Source organism: Archangium violaceum, assembly GCF_016887565.1.
GTDB classification, from domain to species: domain Bacteria; phylum Myxococcota; class Myxococcia; order Myxococcales; family Myxococcaceae; genus Archangium; species Archangium violaceum_B.
This window is the reverse complement of the sequence record NZ_CP069396.1, coordinates 9,196,990-9,216,954: the sequence shown is the minus strand read 5'-3', so window position 1 is coordinate 9,216,954 and position 19,965 is coordinate 9,196,990. Positions and strand designations below refer to the sequence as shown.

Annotated in this window: 18 protein-coding genes; 12 read left to right on the top strand and 6 right to left on the bottom strand. The window is 66.3% G+C overall.

Annotation, left to right across the window (positions count from 1 at the left end; all coding sequences use genetic code 11):
• The first annotated feature begins 15 nt into the window (after positions 1–15).
• The 7 genes from JRI60_RS36775 to JRI60_RS36745 all read left to right on the top strand — a co-directional run bounded on the left by JRI60_RS36775 (position 16) and on the right by JRI60_RS36745 (position 5,763).
• Positions 16–288, top strand: coding sequence for an acyl carrier protein (locus JRI60_RS36775; protein ID WP_204220583.1), 273 nt, complete (start codon positions 16–18; stop codon positions 286–288).
• The gene (locus tag JRI60_RS36770) at positions 285–1,304 is read left to right on the top strand and encodes an ABC transporter substrate-binding protein (protein ID WP_204220582.1); all 1,020 of its coding nucleotides are present in this window, start codon (positions 285–287) and stop codon (positions 1,302–1,304) included. The genes JRI60_RS36775 and JRI60_RS36770 overlap by 4 nt, the downstream gene beginning before the upstream one ends.
• Positions 1,301–1,810, top strand: coding sequence for an acyl-CoA thioesterase (locus tag JRI60_RS36765; RefSeq protein ID WP_204220581.1), 510 nt, complete (start codon positions 1,301–1,303; stop codon positions 1,808–1,810). The genes JRI60_RS36770 and JRI60_RS36765 overlap by 4 nt, the downstream gene beginning before the upstream one ends.
• 16 nt (positions 1,811–1,826) lie before the next feature.
• A complete protein-coding gene (locus tag JRI60_RS36760; protein ID WP_204220580.1) occupies positions 1,827–2,879 on the top strand; it encodes a diiron oxygenase in 1,053 nt (350 codons plus the stop codon).
• Positions 2,880–2,904: 25 nt separating this feature from the next.
• Positions 2,905–3,207 (top strand): 2Fe-2S iron-sulfur cluster binding domain-containing protein, encoded by a 303-nt coding sequence (locus JRI60_RS36755; protein WP_204220579.1) that lies wholly within the window; start codon positions 2,905–2,907, stop codon positions 3,205–3,207.
• A gap of 43 nt (positions 3,208–3,250) precedes the next feature.
• The gene (locus tag JRI60_RS36750) at positions 3,251–4,624 is read left to right on the top strand and encodes a cation:proton antiporter (RefSeq protein WP_204220578.1); all 1,374 of its coding nucleotides are present in this window, start codon (positions 3,251–3,253) and stop codon (positions 4,622–4,624) included.
• A gap of 113 nt (positions 4,625–4,737) precedes the next feature.
• On the top strand, positions 4,738–5,763 hold the full coding sequence (locus tag JRI60_RS36745) for a hypothetical protein (protein ID WP_204220577.1): 1,026 nt from the start codon (positions 4,738–4,740) through the stop codon (positions 5,761–5,763).
• A 94-nt stretch (positions 5,764–5,857) separates the two neighbouring features.
• Here JRI60_RS36745 and JRI60_RS36740 read toward each other — a convergent pair whose 3' ends face one another.
• A complete protein-coding gene (locus JRI60_RS36740) occupies positions 5,858–6,745 on the bottom strand; it encodes an alpha/beta hydrolase family protein (RefSeq protein WP_204220576.1) in 888 nt (295 codons plus the stop codon).
• Between the two features lie 241 nt (positions 6,746–6,986).
• On the opposite strand from JRI60_RS36740, the gene JRI60_RS36735 reads away from it, so the two are divergent.
• Positions 6,987–8,816: an acyl-CoA dehydrogenase family protein gene (locus JRI60_RS36735; RefSeq protein WP_204220575.1), complete on the top strand. Its 1,830-nt coding sequence runs from the start codon at positions 6,987–6,989 to the stop codon at positions 8,814–8,816.
• On the opposite strand, the gene JRI60_RS36730 is transcribed toward JRI60_RS36735, so the two are convergent.
• Positions 8,809–9,582, bottom strand: coding sequence for an acyl-ACP desaturase (locus JRI60_RS36730; RefSeq protein WP_239469928.1), 774 nt, complete (start codon positions 9,580–9,582; stop codon positions 8,809–8,811). The two genes, JRI60_RS36735 and JRI60_RS36730, sit on opposite strands and share 8 nt — an antisense overlap.
• A 207-nt stretch (positions 9,583–9,789) precedes the next feature.
• On the opposite strand from JRI60_RS36730, the gene JRI60_RS36725 reads away from it, so the two are divergent.
• On the top strand, positions 9,790–11,580 hold the full coding sequence (locus tag JRI60_RS36725; protein ID WP_204220574.1) for a fatty acyl-AMP ligase: 1,791 nt from the start codon (positions 9,790–9,792) through the stop codon (positions 11,578–11,580).
• Entirely contained in the window at positions 11,573–11,821 is a 249-nt protein-coding gene (locus JRI60_RS36720) for an acyl carrier protein (protein WP_204220573.1), read from the top strand. The genes JRI60_RS36725 and JRI60_RS36720 overlap by 8 nt, the downstream gene beginning before the upstream one ends.
• Here the strand turns inward: JRI60_RS36720 and JRI60_RS36715 are convergent.
• Together JRI60_RS36715 and JRI60_RS36710 are read right to left on the bottom strand one after the other, a co-directional pair.
• A complete protein-coding gene (locus tag JRI60_RS36715; protein WP_204220572.1) occupies positions 11,799–12,707 on the bottom strand; it encodes an alpha/beta fold hydrolase in 909 nt (302 codons plus the stop codon). The genes JRI60_RS36720 and JRI60_RS36715 overlap by 23 nt on opposite strands.
• Positions 12,704–15,289, bottom strand: coding sequence for an AMP-binding protein (locus JRI60_RS36710; RefSeq protein ID WP_204220571.1), 2,586 nt, complete (start codon positions 15,287–15,289; stop codon positions 12,704–12,706). The genes JRI60_RS36715 and JRI60_RS36710 overlap by 4 nt, the downstream gene beginning before the upstream one ends.
• A gap of 241 nt (positions 15,290–15,530) precedes the next feature.
• On the opposite strand from JRI60_RS36710, the gene JRI60_RS36705 reads away from it, so the two are divergent.
• On the top strand, positions 15,531–16,616 hold the full coding sequence (locus JRI60_RS36705) for a Kelch repeat-containing protein (protein WP_204220570.1): 1,086 nt from the start codon (positions 15,531–15,533) through the stop codon (positions 16,614–16,616).
• A 15-nt stretch (positions 16,617–16,631) separates the two neighbouring features.
• Here the strand turns inward: JRI60_RS36705 and JRI60_RS36700 are convergent, their stop codons facing one another.
• Together JRI60_RS36700 and JRI60_RS36695 are read right to left on the bottom strand one after the other, a co-directional pair.
• A complete protein-coding gene (locus tag JRI60_RS36700; protein WP_204220569.1) occupies positions 16,632–17,687 on the bottom strand; it encodes a patatin-like phospholipase family protein in 1,056 nt (351 codons plus the stop codon).
• Between the two features lie 95 nt (positions 17,688–17,782).
• Positions 17,783–18,478 carry a hypothetical protein gene (locus JRI60_RS36695; protein WP_204220568.1) on the bottom strand — a complete coding sequence of 232 codons (696 nt, stop codon included), beginning with the start codon at positions 18,476–18,478 and terminating at the stop codon, positions 17,783–17,785.
• A gap of 192 nt (positions 18,479–18,670) precedes the next feature.
• On the opposite strand from JRI60_RS36695, the gene JRI60_RS36690 reads away from it, so the two are divergent.
• Positions 18,671–19,951 (top strand): myxosortase-dependent phytase-like phosphatase, encoded by a 1,281-nt coding sequence (locus JRI60_RS36690; protein WP_204220567.1) that lies wholly within the window; start codon positions 18,671–18,673, stop codon positions 19,949–19,951.
• Positions 19,952–19,965 lie beyond the last annotated feature (14 nt).

The following is a 19,965-nucleotide window of genomic DNA, read 5'->3' as shown; positions in this document are numbered from 1 at the left end:
GGAGTGCATGACCCTATGAGTCGCCTGGAAATCCGCTCTCTCATCCACCGCTGCCTCTCCGATGTTGAGCCCCAACTGAAGAACCTGGACCTCACCGAGGAGACGGCTCTGCCCGAGCTGGGGCTCGACTCGCTCAAGCTCATCGAGGTGGGTGTCCGGCTCGAGGATGCATTCGGCGACTCCGTGCGCTTCGACAACTGGCTGGAGCAGGAGCGCACCAAACAGGGCAACAGCGCCTTCAAGCTGGCCTCGCTCATCTCCTTCATCGAAGAGCGGAGGGCCGCGTGACGGCGAGCTCCTTGCCCTACCGCGTCCGTGTCGTCAGCTCGTACATCTATGAGAAGGAGGACAGCGCTCCTTACTCCACCATGGGCCGGCAGAACCGCTGGGTGGTGGGGTTCGTCTCGGCCATCACCCGATTGAAATCGGGCCTGCGCGACTTCGATCTCCAGTTCCAGCGCATTCCCCCCACCCGTGAAGAGCTCACCCAGCTGCTCGCCCGCTACCGGGAAGAGGGCGTTCGCGTTCTCATCATCCCGGGCACGGATTCGGTGGTGCGCGTCGCGGAGGTGAACCGGGACATCCCCGTGGTGTATTTCGGGGCCCACCCGGAGAACAACGGGATGGAGCTGCTCGGCCATCCGAACATCACCGGGGTGCGGCTCAACCTGCCGCTCATCTGGAGTTATGAGAATTTCTCGCTGCTGAAGAGCGTGGTGCCCGACCTGGAGCGGGTCTACTTCCCGCTCAACCTGAGCTCCGAGTTCGCGTTCCCCAACGTGAAGAAGAACTACGAGCTCTCCCGGGCGAAAAAGGAGGGATTCTGGATCACCAGCCCCTCCAGCCATGTCGGCTACCGAAGCGTGGCGTTCATGGCGGAGCGGCTGGGGGTGGGCTACCACGAGGGTCCGTACGCCACGCTCGAGGAACTGCAGGCCGGGCTGGACACGATGAAGGCGGAGCGCAGCGCCCTCATCGGATTCAACGACACGGTGCTCAGCGGCAGGGCGGTGAAGGCGCTCCTCGAGTACTCCCGCGCCCGACGCGTCCCGCTCTTCTGGGTCAACAACGCGGCCATCATCAAGCAGGCGGGCGTGGCGGACTTCTCCAGCGACTTCGAGGCCGTGGGACGCCTGGTGGGCCGGATGTGCCTGTCCATCCTGCGCGACGGCAAGCCCGTCAGCGAGGTGCCCTTCGAGAATGACCCGGGGCAGAAGCTCACGCTCAACCTCCCGGGCTGCCAGGAGTTGGGCTTCTCGATTCCGCCGGAGGTGCGGGCCCGCTTCGATGAGGTCGCTTCATGAGCAAGCAGGTGCAGGTGCTCGGCTACCACGAGACTCCCGGCCGCGTCCGCTTCGGTGAGGTGGACCGGTACGGGTATCTCTGGCATGGCCATGCGCTCGCCTACTTCGAGGCGGCGAGGGCCGACCTGGCACGCCGCACCCAGCTGAGCGTGTCGGACCTGCTGGAGTTCCATCTGGCGGTCCCCATGGTGGATCTGTGGGTCGAGTACAAGAAGCCGGCGCACGAGGAGGATGAGCTCATCACCCAGATCTCCCTGCTGCGCCAGCCGCTGCGCACCCCCTTCATCGAGTTCGCCTATCGCATCGTGAAGATGCGGGATGGCCAGGAAGTTCTACGCGGGCGGACGCGGCAGCTCATCATGCCCCAGAGCGGGAAGCTCGTGACGCGTTTACCAGACGAGGTCCAGCGTCGGCTGGAGTCGGTCTGGAGCTACCTCGAGACGTGCCCCCGGTGGCAGGAGGAGCAGATCCTCGGCCTCCTGGGCGGCGGTCGCTCGTATTCGTGAAGAAAGGACTCGTTCCGTGGATCAGGTCGACCCGGTAGACAAGCTGTTGAGGAGGCAGATCAAGCTCTTCGAGCACGCTCATCGCACGCCCCTTGAGCTCAAGGGGCTTGGCCTGACGATGAAGCAGGAGGGCATCGACAAGAGCAAGCTGTACTGCAACCCGGACTTCCTGCTCTTGCCGCTGCGCGAGTGCCCCTACCTCTCCACGCTCCGGCCCGAGCAGCTCTCCGTGCTGACCGCGTACTACTTCGCGCGGGCCTACTCGGAGATCGCCACCTCGGAGTCGGTGGCGCTGCGCTACAACATGGAGGCGTCCGCGGCGGTCTTCCCTGTGTACTCGGACAATTACATGGTCCTCTTCCACGAGACGGCGGAGGAGTTCGACCACATCATCACCTTCCGCAACGTCTGCCAGGCGCTCATCGGGCGCGGAGATGTCATTGGCGGAGAGTTCTTCCCCCATCTCAAGGCCGTCCCGGCCATGCTCGAGCGGTACCGGGGGAAGCTGTGCGACAACGGCTTCGGCTCCATGTACCTGCTGATGCGCTACATCCTCAACCTGGCGCTCAAGCAGCTCGAGGGCTTCATGACGGCCGGCATCGACGAGAAGGTCGCCTCGCCGCTGGCGCTGCAGATCGTCGCTGGCCATGCGGAGGACGAGGCCCGGCACCTCACCACCTCACTGGAGCTGGGGCTCGGCCTCTTCCGGCGTGCCACGCCCAGATCGCGTGAGCTCATTTCGGGGGCGATGCGCATCACGATGTACTCGATGATCGACAAGCGCTTCTCCGGGGATGCGGCGGCTACCTGGAACTTCGAGACGGGCCTGGGCGTGCTCGATCGGGCGCTCCAGCACCCCGAGCTCGCCGACTTCCCGCTCACCGCCGAGGCGCTGCGCGATCTATGGAAGTCCGAGGGCATCACGATCCCCGCCAGCGCCGAGTTCGAGCGCTCGCGACGGTGGATCGCGGGGCAGTTGCGCCGTCTGGCCGAGAGCATGGAGTTGGCGCTGACTCCCCAGGGCGAGGCTTTCGAGCGGTATCTGTCCTACGCGCAGGGCACCGTGTGAGCCCCGAGGACAGGGCGAGGCGAGCATGAGTTCCGAGCGGAGTGGGCAGGAGATCGAGCTTCGGGTTGGGGACGATGTATTGAAGGTCAGGTCCGGGGAGATGCTCATCGACATCTGCGAGCATCACCAGACGTGCATCATGTTCAGTTGCCGCGCGGCTTCATGCGGCACGTGCGCCATCGTTGTCGAGCAGGGCATGGAGAACCTCTCTCCCATGGACGGGCTGGAGGCCATCGTCGTCGAGGAGGTGTCCGAGGGACGCCCCAATGTGCGCCTGGCGTGCCAGGTGCAAATCCTTGGCTCGGCGTACGTACGCCCGCTGTCGTAGCTTTCCATATTGGCCATACAACCGAAGAGGACCACCAGGAGCCATGTCCAAGCCAGAATCGCTGGTCCTCTTCCTCTTCGTCCTGCTGCTCCTGGCCCACCTGCTCGGCGCCCTCTGCGTGCGGTTGAGGCAACCGCGCGTGGTGGGAGAAATACTGGCGGGCGTGCTCGCGGGACCCGCGCTTCTGGGGCGCCTGGAATTCTTTCCAAGGCCTGGAACCCACCACCAGCCCGCCCTGGATTTCCTCTATGCGTTCGGGCTGCTGATGTTGATGTTCCTGTCGGGGGCGGGCATCCACTCCCTGTTCCACCCGGATGATCGACGGAAGATTGCCTGGCTGACCTCGCTCGGAACGGTGCTGCCCTTCCTCATGGCCACCGCGTTGGGCATGAGTCTGCCCCTGGACTCGCTCATGGGCCCGGCGGGGCATCCCGTCGCGCTCCTGCTCATCATCGGCATCTCCGTCTCCATCACCTCCATCCCCGTCATCTCGCGCATCTTCCAGGATCTCCAGGTGCTGCATACGCGCTTCGCGCGGCTCGTGTTGGGGGTCGCGGTGGTGGAGGACATCGCGCTCTGGGGGGGACTGGCCGGGGCCCTCTCCCTGGCACGCGCGAGCGCGCTGCCCTGGAGCGACATCGCGCGGCACATCAGCGTGACCGTGCTCTACATGGTCCTGGGCCTGTTCCTGGTGCCCCAGGTCCTTCAATGGCTGAACGCGGCGCGCTGGAAACCGTTCGCGCGCATGTCTCCCGTGACGAATGTGGTCCTGCTGCTCCTGGCCTATGCCGCGGTGGCGGACTTCCTCGACATCAACCAGGTCTTCGCCGGTTTCCTCGCCGGCCTGGCGGCCTCGAGGAGCTCCTCGTTCACCCAGGAGACGCTGGACTCCATCGCGGGGCTCTCCAACGCGCTCTTCATCCCGCTCTACTTCGCGCTGGTCGGCTACAAGCTGGCGCTCATCAATGCGCTCTCACCAGGCATGCTCTTCGCCTTCCTCGTGGTCGCCTGTGTCATCAAACTGGCCTCGGTGGGACTGGGGGCCCGGCTCGCCGGCTTCCCTCCCTCGGATGCCATCAACCTCGCCGTGGCGACGAACGCTCGCGGAGGACCGGGCATCGCGGTGGCCAGCGTGGCATTCGATGCTGGCATCATCAGCCCCGCCTTCTACACCACGCTGGTCGCGGTGGCGGTGTTGACCTCCCAGGCGGCCGGGGCCTGGCTGAGCTCCGTGCTGCGGCGCGGGCAACCCCTGCTCAGCGACATGCCCGAGTCCGAGTCCGCGGCTGCGAGCTCCCCCTCCGCCACTCGGACGAATGTTCCTCATGAGCGGACCACGGCACGAGTCGCTGGAGCCAATCGGGATCTCGTTGCGACCAACCTTCTTCATGGAGACAACGAGGGGCGCCAGCGGTAGCACGCCCGCCCCACGTCATGCTTCTCTTCCTCTTGACCGCCGCCAACAGTGCGAAAATCAAACTTGGAGCGTTTGATAAAGCATTGTGGGCGGTTTTGGTGTAGACTGAGCGTATGCTGATTGATTACCGGCGCATTCAATCGGGTGGGGAGCTGAGGAAGTTGGAGCGGAAGAACTTCCTCGAGAAGAAAGCGAGAATGCAGTGGTGGTACGTGGACGTCGTGACGAGCGATGGAAGCGTGCTGCTCGTGGCGTTCGTGCCAAAGAAGTGGTGGCCGGACGTGGTCAAGGCGAATCTCGACGACGCGCTGGTATTCGTGGCGATGGTCGACGGCAAGGACCGCAAGTCACGGTCGGTGACCAGGACGCTGGATTCGTCGCGCATGCGCGTCTCGGAAGACGGGCTGCGCCTCGAGATCCCCGGCGTGACCATCGTCCGCGAGGGCACCGACCCGGCGACATATCGATTCGTGTTCGATCTGGAGGAGGTGAAGGGGCAGCTGGAAGTCCGCGCGGTGGCGCGCCCGTTCTCGGCGTTCCCGACGGGGACGCTGCCCGGACTGGGCCGCGCCGCGCTGCTCGGCGGAGCGCTGAGCGGCGAGGCGTTCAGCTACGTCTCGCAGGTGCCGCGCGGCAAGGCCAGCGGTGAGCTGTCCTGGGGTTCGGAACGAATCGCCATTGACGGTCACGGCTACCACGAGCAGGGACGTTTCGATGACGCGCCGGAACGCCTCAGCAAGAAGGGCTGGTTCTGGTGTCATTTCCTCCATCCCGAATGGAACGTGTTCGGGTCGCCGGGCGTGTTCCTGTACGTGCAAAAGGAGGAGGACAAGCCCGTGTTCAGCGGCTTCAACCTGTTCGACAGGAGCCTGGGTTTCAAGAACCGCACGACAGCGGGCGAGGGTCCGCACCACAAGATCTACAGCGGCGGCGAGATGCGCTTCGCGTACAACGGCCTCCAGTTGTCGGTGAAGGCGGACCCGCAGCGCAACGCGCCGCTCGTGTCATTCCCGTCGGCGACGACGAGGCAGATCTATCACACGCTGGTGACCGACGCGGAGTTGACCGTCGAGACCAAGGGCTCGACCAGGCGAGTCCCGGGGCAGATGATCCTCGAGTCGTGCTGGCTGGGGCTTTGAGTCGTCCGAACCCCATCCACTCAGGGGTTGGCATCGCCGCTTGGAAGCAAGGCAGAGCGGCGATGTCCCCTGGGCTCGGATGGCCTCTCCGTTCTCAAGCGCCTTCCAGCACCGCTCGCCACAGCTCGGGCCACGCCGCCGAGTTGCTTCGCCGGAAGACATCCTGATGCTGCAATTTCTTGACACCGAGGTCTGAAGGGCTGCGCACGCGCACGTCCTTCTTCGTCTTGGGCATGAACTCGAGGAATGCGCGCGCGGTTTCGGGGGTCGTCAAGGGATCATCCGTGAACACGTATGAGATGATCGGCGTCGCGATTTCATTGAAATAATGTGGCTTCAATCGATCGCTGAGCTCGCCGCGGAAGTAATCAGCCTTGTGCGACCAGCGCCGCCAGGTCTTGAACGCGCCGGCGGGCAAGGTTGAACCGCCCCAGAGTCCGCCGGAGGGAATGAAGCCCTTCGTCGCCAGCTGAAGCGGTCCGTAAATCCACCAGAAGAAGAGATCGACCAGTGGCTGTTTCGGGAAGCGGTGTTTCCACCAGGTCCCGAACCCGACGCCGATGAACACCTGCCGGGTGATTTTCTGATGGTTGGGCATGAACCCCGTGATGTGCCCACCGATGCTGTGCGCGACGTGGAACACGGGGACGCCCGGTGCGGCTTCGATCAAGCGCTCGAGAGCGGCGGACATGTCGAGGCGCCCCCAATCCGGAGTATCCATCTTGAATCCGCGCAGCTCCTTGGGCGCCGAGGCGGCGACGCCGCGGTAGTCGTAGACCAGGCACGCCACGCCGCGCTCCGCGCCGTAGCGCAGGAAATGGAGGTAGAACTCCTTGGGCAACCCGGTCGCCGGGGAGAACAGGACGGCCGCGGTCGGGCGCTCCGGAACCAGGAGCCGCCCGGAGAGCGGGAAGCCGTCCGTCGCGTTGAACGTGATGTCTTGTTCGCGGATGCTCGCTGACGTCTGCGTCGGAATGTTCATGGATGTCTCCTTCACGAGTCCCAGCGCGGCCGATCTTCCGGTAACGCCAGATATTTTCATCAGCCAATTTCCCAGGGACTCGCCATCGAACCGCGCCCCCCCTGGTCAATGACGGTCCCGAGGATAGCGGGTCGACCGACGAGGAACAATCAAGAAGGACGTTCCGTGATGAACAATGATTGCGCATCGGTCTTGTTGTGGGTTACCTCGTTCTCGATAGTCGACGCACCGAGGCCCACTCATGACAATGCAGCCCCTCCTGGCTTCCCAGCCCTCCGTCGAGGATCAGCTCTACCGGATCCTGAACAGCACTCGCCCCGATTATGCCTGGAAGCTGCGCAGGTACTTCGATGAGCAGTGGGATCCATCCCTGACGTTCCAGAACGAGGACCTCGACGGGTTTCGCGAGAAGACGCACTTCATGGTGCGCAAGCTTCTCCAGTCGGACCTGCTGTCCCTGGCCGAGCTGAACCAGAAGCCATCCGAGTACATGAAGTTCTGCGAGCATTCGTGCTGGATCGACGGAAGCGTCGCGGCCACGTTGTTCGGTCACTTCCTCATCTTCGGAGGAAGCCTGGTCTTCCTCGGCACCGAACGGCATCGCCCCCTGGTGGACGTCGCCAATGATTTCAGGCTCCCCGGGTGCTTCTGCATGACCGAGGTCGGACACGGCAGCAATCTCGCGGGTCTCGGCACCACCGCGACGTACGACCCCGAGCGCGGCGAGTTCGTCATCAACACGCCCAGCTGGCACGACGCGAAATGGGCGATCGCCTTGCTCGCCTGGAACGCGCGGGTCGTCACGGTCATGGCGCAGCTCTACATGCCCGACGGAGAATGCAAGGGAATTCACTCGTTCCTGGTGCCGGTGCGGGACGAAGAGGGACGTCCGCTGCCGGGCGTGAAGATCAGCGACGTCGATTGGCTCATTGGCTTGAACGGCGTGGGGATCGGCGGGGCGATGTTCGATCACGTGCGCATCCCGCGCGAGAACCTGCTCAATCGCTTCGCGGACGTGACGGCGGAAGGGAAGTATGTGACGTCGTTCGCGTCATCGGGCGATCTCTTTCGCGCGCAGATCTCACCGCTCATGATCGAGCGGCTCGTCCCCTTCGCGGTGGCGGGAGTGAAGGTCGCCCTCACCATCGCGGCGCGGTATGGCAAGGAGCGGCGCCAGTTCGGACCGCGCGGTGGCCCGGAACGCCCCATCATCGAATACAGCAGCCACAAGCGGCGATTGCTGCCCGGTGTCGCCGAGTCGTACGCGATCTCGCTCATGCTCGAGCGCATGCACCTCGAGGCGGATCGCACGATGCCCGAGCCGCTGCCCACGCCGCTCCAACCGCTCTGCGCGTCGTTCAAGGCCTATTCGTACGAGACGGCGACACGGGTCATCCAGAACGCGCGCGAGTGCTGCGGTGTGCACTCGTTCCGGCACATCAACAAGATCGCCCGGGCGCAGCTCGACATGCACGGCTTCGCGCACGCGGCCGGTGACAACGTGGTGCTGTATCAGTACGCGGGGCGGATCCTGCTCGAGGACTTCGCCGGGGGCAAAGGTCCGTTCAAGGATGCCGCCGAGCCCGATCCCACCGCCTGCTCGGCCACCTGCGCGAAGCACCAGGCGTTGTTCGCGGCGCGGTTCGACCAGCTCATCGACTACACGCGTGGCGAGTTCATGAAGCACCTGGGCGCGGGAATGAATCGCGGCGATGCATGGAACGAGATCCTCACGTTCGCCATCGAAGTCGGCCGCGCGTACGCGATTCGCGAGACGCACAAGCAGTTCCTGCGCGTCATTGGCACCTGCGAGCCGGGTCCGGCGAAGGACATCCTGGTGGAGCTGTGCGAGCTGTACGGGTGGTCGACGGTATCGGCCAACCTCGGCTGGTACCGGGATGTCTCCGACGGATCGCTCGAGCTCTCAGGGATCTCCGTCGAGCGCACGGTGCTGGAGTATTCGCAGCGACTGGCACCGCAGCTCGATCTGTTGGTGGATTCCTTCGGGATCCCGGAGGTGCTGCTCCCGGCGGCGGATCTGATGGCCGACCTGCCGGGGAAGTTCAGCTAGCCTTGTCGCGCGTCTGATCGATGGCTCGTCGCTGATACTCCGCGAACTCCTGGCGCGATACGCCCAGGAGTTTGAGGAGCGGCATCCAGACTTTCAGGAAGAAGCCCCAGCGATTGAAGCTGTTGTGCATGCGCAACGTCTCGACGCGCCGCTCCGAGTCGGGGAGGAGATCGATCGCTGGCATGCGGAAGCCAACGGACACCAGGGCGAGATCCTCCAGTGTCTCATGGCGGTGCTCCTCGAGCTCGAGCTTGAGGACGGCGCGGTAGAACTGCTGGTGTGCCGCCTCGTCGCGCGCGATGAGGCGGTAGATGGTCGCGAGCACCTCGTCGTTGGCGCCCTGCGCGTCCTCCATCTGGCGTGCGTACGCGAGGAGCGTGCTCGCCTCCTGGATGGCGCCGTAGCAGGTCATCCGGCGGGGCGTGTCCCAGGGAAGGCGCCAGGGCCGGGCCGCGATGGCGTCCTCGAGGTTGCGCAACTGCTCCTCGGTGCGCTGTCCGGTCTTGAGGAGATACATCCTCAACGCGAGGCCATGTTTGGATTCCTCGTAGCCCCAGTTCGCCTGGAACCACGCCCGGCCGAAATTCTCGCGCACGAGGTTGACGCCCTGGCCGAGATAATCGGGGAGGTAGAGCTCGACGCCGCAGAACGTCTCGACGTTCATCGCGCGCCCCTCGTCGTAGACCGACGGATTCAGGCGATCCCACGGAATGTCTTCATACACGCTCCAGCGCCGCTTCTTCTCGGCGGTCTCGAAGAAGCTCATGTACATTCTGTAAACTTCTTCTCGAAACCGAATGGATCCGCTCATGGTTGCCCCCGATTCACGGGGAGTATTTATTGCAGTTGCACCTCGCCCGCCATTGGAATAAGGAATCCTTTCATAATCTGACGATGAACCTTCGACCCGAGGGTAGGTCCGCCCGGGGGGGTTATGAAACAAAGTCCTGGTCTCCTCGCGAGGGTTGGAGGCGTGCACGAAAGCCGCACGCTGCATGAAGCATTGCTCAGGTTGGACGAGGCTCCGGCGACGCGTGGATTCACCTTCCAGAACGAGCGGGGTGAGGAGCATTTCGTCGCGTTTCCCGAGCTTCATGCCGAGAGCCGCCGTCGGGGCGCGGCGCTGCAAGCATTGGGAATGAAGAAGGGTGATCGCCTGGGAATGGTGGTCATCGACCCCGAGGACTTCGTCGCGACGTTCCTCGGCGCGTTGCGCGTGGGTGTCGTCCCGGTGCCGCTCTATCCGCCCATGCATCTCGGCAATCTCGAGAACTACACGCGGCAGGCGGCGGCGATCCTTTCGTCATCGGGCGCGACCGTACTGGCGGTGAGCGCCGGGCTGGCCAGCATCTTCTGGGCGTTCGTCGATCGCGTGCCGAGCCTTGGGCGCGTGGTCGAGACGTCGTCCCTCGCGGGAGACGCGTCGGCGCTGCGCGAGGTGTTGGTGGGGCCGGAGGATCTGGTGTTCCTGCAATACACGTCGGGCTCGACGGGGACGCCCAAAGGCGTGAAGGCGACCAGCGGCACGCTCATCGCCAACATTCACGGTTTCATGGGCGCGTCGCTTTCCATGGAGCCGGGGGTGGACATCGGCGTGAGCTGGCTTCCGCTCCAGCACGACATGGGCTTGATTGGCTTCGTGCTCGGGCCGATCTACTGGCAGGTCGCGGTGACGTTCATCCCAACGCTGCGCTTCCTCAAGCGTCCGGAGTGCTGGATGGAGACGATGCATCGCCAGAAGGCGACCGTCTCCTTCGCCCCGAACTTCGCCTACGGGTGGCTGACGCGCGTCGCCAGGGACGAGGATCTCGAGCGGTGGTCGCTGGGGCACGTTCGCGCCCTCGGTGTCGGCGCGGAGCCGTTGCATTACGACACCTTGAAGCGCTTCACCGACAAGTTCGCGCGCACCGGGCTGCGCCCCGAAGTGCTCCTTCCGGCGTACGGTCTGGCGGAATCGATGCTGGCGATCAGCATGAAGACGTCGACCGAGCCGATGAACGTGCGGACGCTCGACGCCCAACGCTTTCGTGACGACGGCGTGTCCGTGCCTCCCAACGGTGGAGAGGTCGAGTACCACATCGGCTGCGGCAAGGTGATCCCCGGACACGAGCTGCGCGTCGTCAACGAGAAGGGGCAGACGTGCCCGGACGGCGTGCGCGGGGAGATCGTGTTCCGCGGCCCGTCGGTGATGGAGGGCTATCAGGAGGGCGGCTCCGACGAGATGATCGACGCCGACGGATGGCTCAAGACCGGCGATCTCGGCTACCTCGTGGATGGTGAGCTCTACGTGGTGGGGCGCGCGAAGGATCTCATCATCATCCGCGGCCGCAACATCAGCCCGCAGACGATCGAGTGGGAGGTCAACAAGCTCCCGGGCGTGCGCGCTGGCACGACCATCGCGGTCGCGGTTCGAGTCGATGACAGCGAGGGCGTGGTGGTCATGTGCGAGACGCGCGGCGGCGACATGGAGGCCCTCAAGGCCGAGGTCGCCGCGACGGTGAAGCGCGTGATTGGCGTTCCACCGGCGGACGTGGTCTGTCTGCCACCCGGGACGATTCCCAAGACCTCGTCGGGCAAGCTTCAGCGCGGCAAGGCCCGTCGGCAGTATCTGGAAGGCAAGCTCGGGCGGGAAGGGTCGCGCAACGCGGGGTCGATGGGTGCGCGTCTACGCCTGGGGCTGCAGGTGACCCGGTCCTGGTGGGCGCGCGCCAGGTTTTCGCTTTGGCCCAAGAACACGAACGAGGAAGAGCACAGACATGAGTGACGGAGAGATCATCGACCTGGTGAAGTCCGCGCTGATCAAGGTGCGGCCGGAGTTCGCCGCCGGTTTCGAGTCGGTGGACATGAACACGCGGTTCGAGAGCCTCCGCATCGACTCGGTCGACAACCTGCGGATGATCACGTTCCTCGAGGATAGGATCGGATTCGTGTTTCAGGACGAGGACTTGAGCCGCATCGAGACGGTGACGGATCTGGCGGCGATCATCCGGAAGCCCGGGCGTTAGCCCCGCCGTTGACCAGCGAGGTGATGGCGCTGGCGATGTCGCCGGGCACTTCCTCCTGAAGGAAGTGTCCGGCCTGGGTGCGCTTGACCTCCGCGTGTGGCAGGAGGCGTTGGAGCCACCCGATGACGCGTCCGAGCACCGGATCGCGGTCACCCCAGACGATGCGCATGGGGCCCTTGAACGACTCGGCGACTTCCTGGCAGCGCCGGAGCGGCGCGATGGATGGATGCTCCATGGAGTCCGGCACCATGCGCGCGAGGGCGAGGGGCGCGGTGCGGTCCTGGAGGTGCCGGAGCGGCCATCGATAGGCGCGGGCGACCTCGCCGCGCATGCTGCTCCGGTCCCCTTGCGCGAGCCAGAGCGCGAGCTGCGGGAATTGCAGGCCGCGGAACAGGGCATCGCTGAGCACGGGCATCTGGCTCAGGCGATGGAACAGCGTCGGACGGAACCCGGGGCGCGGCGGCCCGAGGACGGTGTTCAGGATGACCATGCCCGACACGCGCTCGAGCCGTTCGGCGAGCGCGAGCATCCCGATGGGCCCGCCCCAGTCCTGGCCGACGAAGATCATGTCGTCGAGGTCGAGAGCGTCGATCAGGCCGCCGATCCATGCGGCGTGGTTCTCGAGCGTGTGCACACCCAGGTCGCGCGGCTTGTCGGAGAGGCCGAGGCCGACGAGGTCGGGCACGATGCAGCGCACCGGCTGGCCGCGGAGGGCGGCCATGACCTTGCGGTAGAGGAAGCCCCAGGCGGGATTACCGTGGAGCATGAAGACGGGCTGCCCTTGGCCAAATTCCATGACGTGGATGGAATGGCCCGCGATGGGAATCTCGCGGCGCTCGACGCCTTCGGGCAGTTGTCGAAGAATCCATGTGGGCAGCTCGGTCATGAGAGGGCTCCTTGCAGCAGTGCGGAGATCCGCGAGCGTAGCGTACCGGTGCGCGCGTTCACGTCGGCGGATGGGTCATCCATGATCGCGGCACCGACGCGGATTGTAACGCGATGGAGGCCGCGAAAGAACCCGCCGCGCGGCATGACGCGGTGGGTACCGTCGATCGCCACGGGGATGATGGGCGCCCGCGCGCGCTGCGCGATCACCGCCGCGCCGTGCCGGAACGGCAGGAGGGCACCGTCCCAGGAGCGAGTCCCTTCGGGGAACACGATCAGCACCGCGCCACGCTCGAGCTGCGCCGCGCTCTCCTCGATGGCCGCGGGGAGGTTGTGGCTGGCGTCGATCGGCACCACGCCGATCCGACGCACCAGTGGCAGCAGGAGCCCGCCGAAGTACTTCGGCTTCCCCACCATGCAGGTCCGGCGAAATATCGACCACGGGAGGATGGACAGGATCACGAACACGTCGAGGATCGATTGGTGATTCGGGCAGATCAGCGCCGCGCCCGGTGGACGTAGATGCTCGGCGCTCTTGACGCGCATGCCCAGGAGCAGCCACTCCATGCCCCGGATGCAGCGCAGGAGCATGAACGCGAGCAAGGTCAGCGCCAGGCTTCGCGGCGGCGGGTGAGCGGCAGTGGGCGCGGCCGGTGCGGGCGCGGCATTGGCCGTGGCCTCGACGAGATCTCGCACGGACTGCACCGTTGCCAGCACCTCGCCCGCGGCGTTGACGTGCAGATCCGACAACAGCGACAGGCGCGCCAGTGAATCAAGGCCGAGATCGAGGTCGAGATGCAGATCCGGATGGAGCTCCGCGCGCGGGTGGTTCACGCGCGCGGCGATGAGCTCGAGAGCGCGCGCGTGCGCGGGGTCCTCGGCCCACGCGCGGTCGGTGTCACGCCACACCGGCTTCAATCCGACGCGCTCGGCGCCCTTGGATGCTTTGACCCATTGTTGGAGCGCGGCGCGTTTGAGCTTGCGCGTGGTGGTGCGTGGCAGGGGCTCGCGGGTGATGGTGACACCGGCGACGCGCTTGTAGGACGGCAGCGCGGCGGAGAGGCGCGCGACCTCCTCGTGGAGCTCCTGCTCGACGTTGCCGGTGCCCGCGGCGCGGATGGCCTCGAGGTCGGGGACGACGACGAGATGGAGCTGCGAGTCGCTCCCCGCGTCGCCGGGCGCGAGCGTGACGCCGACCTCGGCGATGAGCTTCGAGCGCGCGAAGTGTGTCTCGAGCTCGCTCGGCTGGATCTTCTTGCCGCTGGGAAGGACGATGGTGTCTCCGGCGCGACCCAGGAGATAGAGATGACCGTCCTCGTCGAGGTACCCGAGGTCGCCGGTGTGGAGCCAACCGTCCACGATCGTCGCCTCGCTCGGGCGGTTGTAGTAGCCCGGCATCACCATCGCACCGCGGACGAGCACCTCGCCGGGTGCCTGAGGGCTTCCTCTACCGTCCGGGACGTCGATGCGGAGCTCGGCACCGGGCATCGCGCATCCGACCGTGCCGATGACCGTCTCGCCCGGCCGACCGATCGCGATCGTGCCGGCGGTCTCGGTGAGACCGTAGACCTGCAGGATGTCGATGCCCAGGGCGTAGAACGTGCGCGCGGCTTCTGGATCCAGGGCCGCGCCGCCGGAGAGCAGCACGCGCGTCTTCGGTCCGAACGCGGCGTGGACCTTCTTGAACAGGACTTTTCCCGCGTTGAAGCCGATGGCACGGGCGCGGCGGTTCCAGCGCAACAGGCGCGGAAACATGCGTCGCAACCTGGGTGACTCATCGACCTGCGCGCGCACGCGGCGCAGGAACAGGTGATAGAATTGCGGAACGCAGAAGAAGATCGTGATGCCAGCGTCGCGCAGCGCGCCGGTGATGCGAGTGACTTCGATCTCGGGGAGGAGCACCACCGTCGCGCCGACGGAGAGCGGAGCGAGCATGCCGCCGATCTGCGCGAGGATGTGAAAGAAGGGGAGGACCGACAGGATCACGTCGCCGCGGTCCGCGCGCAATGCGAGTGCGGTGCCGTTCACCGCCGCGATCAAATTCGTGTGTGTCAGCATGACGCCCTTCGGTTCGGACGTCGTGCCCGACGTGTAGAGCAGTCCAGCCAGCTCGTCGCCACCGCCGACGAGCTCCTCGGGTGCGGCGGCGTCACTGGAAAACACGCCATTCGCCTGCTCGTGCAGGCCGAACACCTGCTCGAGATGCGTCCACGCGGCGCTCTGGGCCGCGGCCTTCGCGTCGGCGATGGCGAAGCGCGCGTCGGCGTCCTTCATGAGCGCACCCAGCGTCGCCGGGGACAGCTGCGGATCCAGCGTCACCGCGACGGCGCCGAGGCCGACGATGGCGTACCAGGCCGCGCACCAATCCGGATGGTTGGCGCCGATCAGCGCGCAGCGCTCACCGCGCTTCAGACCGCGCTCCGTCAGGAAAGCCGTGGCAAGCGCGATGCGCTCGACGAACGCACCGTACGTCACGACCGTGCGTGAGTTCAGGCCCTGGATGACGAACGCCGGTTTATCCGGGTTCTCCTCCGCCTGCCTGCGCATCTCCGCCGCGATATGATTTGTCGATTGTCTGGTCATGTTCGAAGCGCACGCTGACGTTACACGGCCAGGGCGGCAGCATGTCGGGCACATCCTGCGTCACGTCGATTCCTTGACGGATAGGCTGGCGACAGGCTTTCCCGTGCTCCAGATGGCCAAGTGACGCAAAGGCTCCATGGGCATTGTCTGCCCGTGGAAGTTGGCCTCGCTCGGGGCTGGTGGCGCACGTCTTCCATGCATGATGTCGTGACACGTCACTATTTGCGCATCGGAGAAGACCGTGAACGCGACGAGAGGATTGGTGGTGTTGCTCGCTGGGCTGTTGTTGGGGGGCGCCGTCGCCTGTCAGGAGTACCCCCAGCTGACCGCCAACAACATGACCGTCGCCCGCGTCTCGCACACCGCGACTTTGTTGGGTTCCGGCAAGGTGCTGGTGACGGGCGGTCGCGATGAGACCGCCTACTGGTCCAGGGTGGAGGTGTACGACCCGGGCAAGGCCTCATGGGCCTCGGCCAAGAACATGATGACCTCCCGCTTCGGTCATACGGCCACGCTGCTGCCTTCGGGCAAGGTGTTGGTGACGGGCGGGAGCAGCGGGCTCCGCGTGGAGCAGGTCCTCCTTTCGGCGGAGGTGTATGAGCCGGAGTCGGGCACCTGGTCCCGCACAGGTGACATGTCCTCTCCTCGCGTCTTCCATTCGGCCTCCCTGCTTTCCGATGGCCGGGTCCTGGTGACGGGTGGAGAGAGCGGTGGTTCCTCCCTCGCCAGCGCCGAGGTGTATGACCCCGCGACGGGCCTCTGGTCTCCCGCCGGAAACATGGCATCCGCTCGCCGTGATCACACCGCCACCGTGCTCTCCAATGGCAGGGTCTTGGTGACGGGGGGGACCGCCGCGGGAAGCCCGCTCGCGACGGTGGAACTGTACGACCCGGAGTCGGGCGCCTGGTCCTCCACTGGCGGCCTCGGCTCCGCTCGCGCGAACCATTCGGCTTCACTGCTTCCGGATGGCAGGGTGCTGGTCGTGGGCGGTGGGGTGGACGGCTCCTCCCTGTCGGGCGCGGAGCTCTATGACGCGGCCAACGGCACCTGGTCCTCCACCGGTGAGCTGAACACGGCTCGTGCCACTCACACCGCCCTCGTGTTGCCCTCGGGGAAGATCCTCGTGACGGGGGGCTACGATGGTCGCTCCTGGCTGGCCTCGTCGGAGATGTATGACCCGGAGAGCGGCACCTGGTCCTCCTCGGACAGCATGACCACGCCCCGTGTCGGCCACACCGCCACGCTGCTTCCCGACGGCCGGGTGCTCATCACGGGGGGCTATGATGGTGAGGAGCAGCTCCTCACGGTCGAGCTGCTCGAGCCCTGAGGAGGGCCGCGGTCCTCACATCACCGCGGGCACGGGCTCGGAGCCACCGATGGAACGCGCGGTGGTCTCCGCGGCCCTCACGGCCAGGAGCTCGGGGATGCGGTGCTTCTGGATCCACGCCTCGAAGTTCCACGTCTCGAGGAACCGCCTCGCGGACTCCCGGCCCGCCATCCGCAGGGACTGGCTCAGCTCCCGGCTGATGCCGAACTGCGTGGTCTTCACGCCCAGGGTGGGGATGGCGATGGTGCGGTCGAAGTTCTTCTGCAGGATGTAGCGCGCGTCGTGCGCCTCCATCATCGTGGAGAACAGTGCCCGGAAGAGGGACAGGGGACCGCGGATGCGGCTCGGCTCCTCCGTGGCCCGGCCATCCTCCTGCACCCGGTCCACCAGCTTGAAGCCGAAGGTGGGCCATTGGGGATGCGCCGTCCCGTCGTCGAGGATGTCGACCGGGAAGTTGCTGAGCACGCCGCCGTCCACGATGTAGCAGGTGACGTCCTGGCCATACTTGAGCCGGACGGGCTCGAAGAAGAAGGGGATGCTCATGCTCATGCGCACCGCCCGGGCCACGTCCAGGTCCTCGGGATCGATGCCGTAGTCCAGGATGTCCCGGGGCAGGACGAGCTTCTTGCGCCGGGTGACGTCGGCGGCGATGACCTGGAGCTTGTAGAAGTACTTCGAACCGGGCTCCACGCCCTCCATGTGCAGGTCTCGGAAGGTTTTGACCTTGCGGGGGGAGTCGGCCAGCAGCTTGCGCAGCCAGTTCTCGAAGTACTGCCCCTCGTAGAGACCCTTCTCACGCAGCACGCTCAGCGCCGGGCCGACCAGCGGCACCCGGTCCATGGTGCTCGTGTCCTGGAACCGCCGGAAGTCGAGATCCTCCATGATGGCGCCCAACTCGGCGGCCGAGTATCCCGAGGCGAGGAGCGCCGCGACGATGGCTCCGGCCGAGGTGCCCACGACGTTCTGGAACTTCACGCCGAGTTCCTCCAGGTGCTCGACCGCGCCCACCAGGCCGATTCCCTTCACGCCTCCGCCTTCGAATACCGCATCCACCTTGTCGAACTGCTCCATGTACCCTCTCCTCATCGCTGTGGAGAAAGAGGGCTCCAGACGGACTTGTGATGGATGAATCCGGGCCGTTTGCTCCCGAGCGGGAGGCCGGGGGCTCAGTGGCTCAGTCGCCCCAGGAGCAGGCCCAGGATGAAGGTCACCGCGCCGATGGTGCCCACCATCCAGGAGGGGAAGCCCTGAGCGCCGGCCGAGGGGGGAGGGGAGGGCGCCTGGGCGGCGGAGGAGGTCTCCTCGGGGACGAGCACCCGGACCTTGATGTCGCCCGCCGCCAGGGCCTCCACCAGGTCATCAATGCAGCGCTCGTAGTCCTCCGCGGGGAGGTCGAGGGGCGTGCCATGGTGGGCCGCGTAGCGCTTGGAGACCGATTCGTGGCCGCGCAGCTGCGCCTCCTTCTTGGAGACGTCCACCCAGCCGCAGACGATCGTCGGCGCCGTGCCGCGCCGGGGGATGAGGGAGATGGACTGCCGGGCCAGGCGGCCTCCGGCGGTGCTGGGGCCCTCGGGCTCGTCGATGCGGAGCACCCGGTGCGGTGTGCGGCCGTAGATCTTCTTGGAGAACCTGTCCCGGAGCCGCTCCGCGAACAGCGCCGCGTGCGTGGCGAACTGCGTCCGGTGGGACTCGCCCGCCGCTGGCGCGGGCTCCCGGTCGGCCTCCAGGTCCTCCAGGGGCGCCATGCGTGTCTCGTTCGACAGCCCTCCCCGCGAAGGGACGTGCGCGTCGTCCTCCAGCGGGGCGATGCGCGTCTCGTCCACCCGCCTCGAGTTACCTAGACCCCTATGACCCTTCGACATGCCGGCTCCTTGCCTCCGGAAGGATATCGGAGTGCCGGGGTGGGCGTCCCGCGTGCGCCGCTGGACGGATGCCGGGGCGGGTCGCGTCACTCCTGACCGGGGGTCGACCTTCCCGGGCACCACCTCCTTGCGCGGGCGGTCAATCGTGGACACCACGTTGCGGCGAAAACCGCCCAGGAGGGCGCAGTGCGCTTGCGAACATTCCTTTCCCTGGCCGTCCTTCTCACCGGCCTGCCCGTGCTGGCCCAGCAGGCCATCCAGGTGCAACCCTCGGCGGAGACCGCGCAGGTGCTCGGCGGTGGGGCCGCGGTCCAGGGCGCGGTCCTCTGGGTGCACCCGACGGATCCGGGCCGCAGCCTGCTGCTGGTGGCGGACAACCAGGCCGGGCTCCTCCTCTACCAGCTCGATGGCACCCTGCTGGCGCAGCTCCCCGAGGGGGGCGCGCTGGGCGTGGACGTGCAGGAGGGCTTCCCGGTGGGGGGCATCTCCCAGTCCCTGGTGATGGTGGCCAACCAGTCCCTCCAGGGGCTCGTGGGCTACGTCGTGGAGCCCTCGACGCTCCAGGTGCGCAGGGCCGGGCTGACGCCCATCACCCCCCAGGGCTTCATTCCCAACAGCGTGGCCCTGTACACGAGCCCCACCACCGGACGCTTCTTCGCCTTCGCGGGCAGTGCGACGGGACTCGTCCAGCAGTTCGAGCTCTCCGCCCAGACGGATGGTGGAGTGGTGTCCAATCCCGTCCGCACCTTGAACGTGGGGGGCGCCGTGGTGGGCCTGACCGTGGACGATGCCCAGCGCACGCTCTACGTCGTCCAGCAGGGCGTGGGCATCTGGCAGTACGGCGCCGAGCCCGATGCCGAGGATGCGCGGACCGAGGTGGATACCGTCACGGGAGGCGGGCTCCTCCAACCCCTGGGAGGGGTGGCGCTCTACAAGGCTTCCGGTATCCGCGGCTATCTGCTGGCGCTGAGCGGCGGCGACAACTCCGTGCGCATCTACGAGAGAGACCCCTCCGCGCATACCTTCCGGGGCAGCGTCACCCTGGTCGCGGATGGTGGCATCGACCCCGTGGAACGTCCGCGCTTCGTGGTGGCGAGCAACCTCGCCCTGGGCAGCCGCTTCCCCCTGGGGCTGGTGGCCGTGCACGACAGCAGCAACTTCACCGGCAACGAGAACCTCAAGCTCGTCCCCTGGCCGGCGATCGCCAACGGGTTCCCCACGCCCCTGGTCGTGGACACCGCTCCCGGCAACGGAACGGGGGGAGGGGACGGGGGCACGCCGGACGCGGGCGTGGACGCGGGAAGCCCCGGTGGCATCGGGGCGCCGGTCGGCCTTCCGGGCGAGATGCCGCCGGACAGAGAACGGCCGGAGAGCCCCTCCAGTTGCTACTGCGCCTCGGTGTCCGTGCCGGGCTCGGTGCTGCTCGTGCTGGCGGGCGTGCTGCTGCTCTCGCGCCGGCGCCGCGGAGCCTGATGCCGGTTGCCTCC

Bases quoted from the DNA above. Each gene is read 5' to 3' on its own strand.
- JRI60_RS36735 (WP_204220575.1), top strand. From the start codon at position 6,987: ATGACAATGCAGCCCCTCCTGGCTTCCCAGCCCTCCGTCGAGGATCAG.
- JRI60_RS36755 (WP_204220579.1), top strand. From the start codon at position 2,905: ATGAGTTCCGAGCGGAGTGGGCAGGAGATCGAGCTTCGGGTTGGGGAC.
- JRI60_RS36775 (WP_204220583.1), top strand. From the start codon at position 16: ATGAGTCGCCTGGAAATCCGCTCTCTCATCCACCGCTGCCTCTCCGAT.
- JRI60_RS36730 (WP_239469928.1), bottom strand. From the start codon at position 9,582: ATGAGCTTCTTCGAGACCGCCGAGAAGAAGCGGCGCTGGAGCGTGTAT.
- JRI60_RS36715 (WP_204220572.1), bottom strand. From the start codon at position 12,707: ATGACCGAGCTGCCCACATGGATTCTTCGACAACTGCCCGAAGGCGTC.
- JRI60_RS36710 (WP_204220571.1), bottom strand. From the start codon at position 15,289: ATGACCAGACAATCGACAAATCATATCGCGGCGGAGATGCGCAGGCAG.
- JRI60_RS36745 (WP_204220577.1), top strand. From the start codon at position 4,738: ATGCTGATTGATTACCGGCGCATTCAATCGGGTGGGGAGCTGAGGAAG.
- JRI60_RS36765 (WP_204220581.1), top strand. From the start codon at position 1,301: ATGAGCAAGCAGGTGCAGGTGCTCGGCTACCACGAGACTCCCGGCCGC.
- JRI60_RS36695 (WP_204220568.1), bottom strand. From the start codon at position 18,478: ATGTCGAAGGGTCATAGGGGTCTAGGTAACTCGAGGCGGGTGGACGAG.
- JRI60_RS36750 (WP_204220578.1), top strand. From the start codon at position 3,251: ATGTCCAAGCCAGAATCGCTGGTCCTCTTCCTCTTCGTCCTGCTGCTC.
- JRI60_RS36700 (WP_204220569.1), bottom strand. From the start codon at position 17,687: ATGGAGCAGTTCGACAAGGTGGATGCGGTATTCGAAGGCGGAGGCGTG.
- JRI60_RS36740 (WP_204220576.1), bottom strand. From the start codon at position 6,745: ATGAACATTCCGACGCAGACGTCAGCGAGCATCCGCGAACAAGACATC.
- JRI60_RS36720 (WP_204220573.1), top strand. From the start codon at position 11,573: ATGAGTGACGGAGAGATCATCGACCTGGTGAAGTCCGCGCTGATCAAG.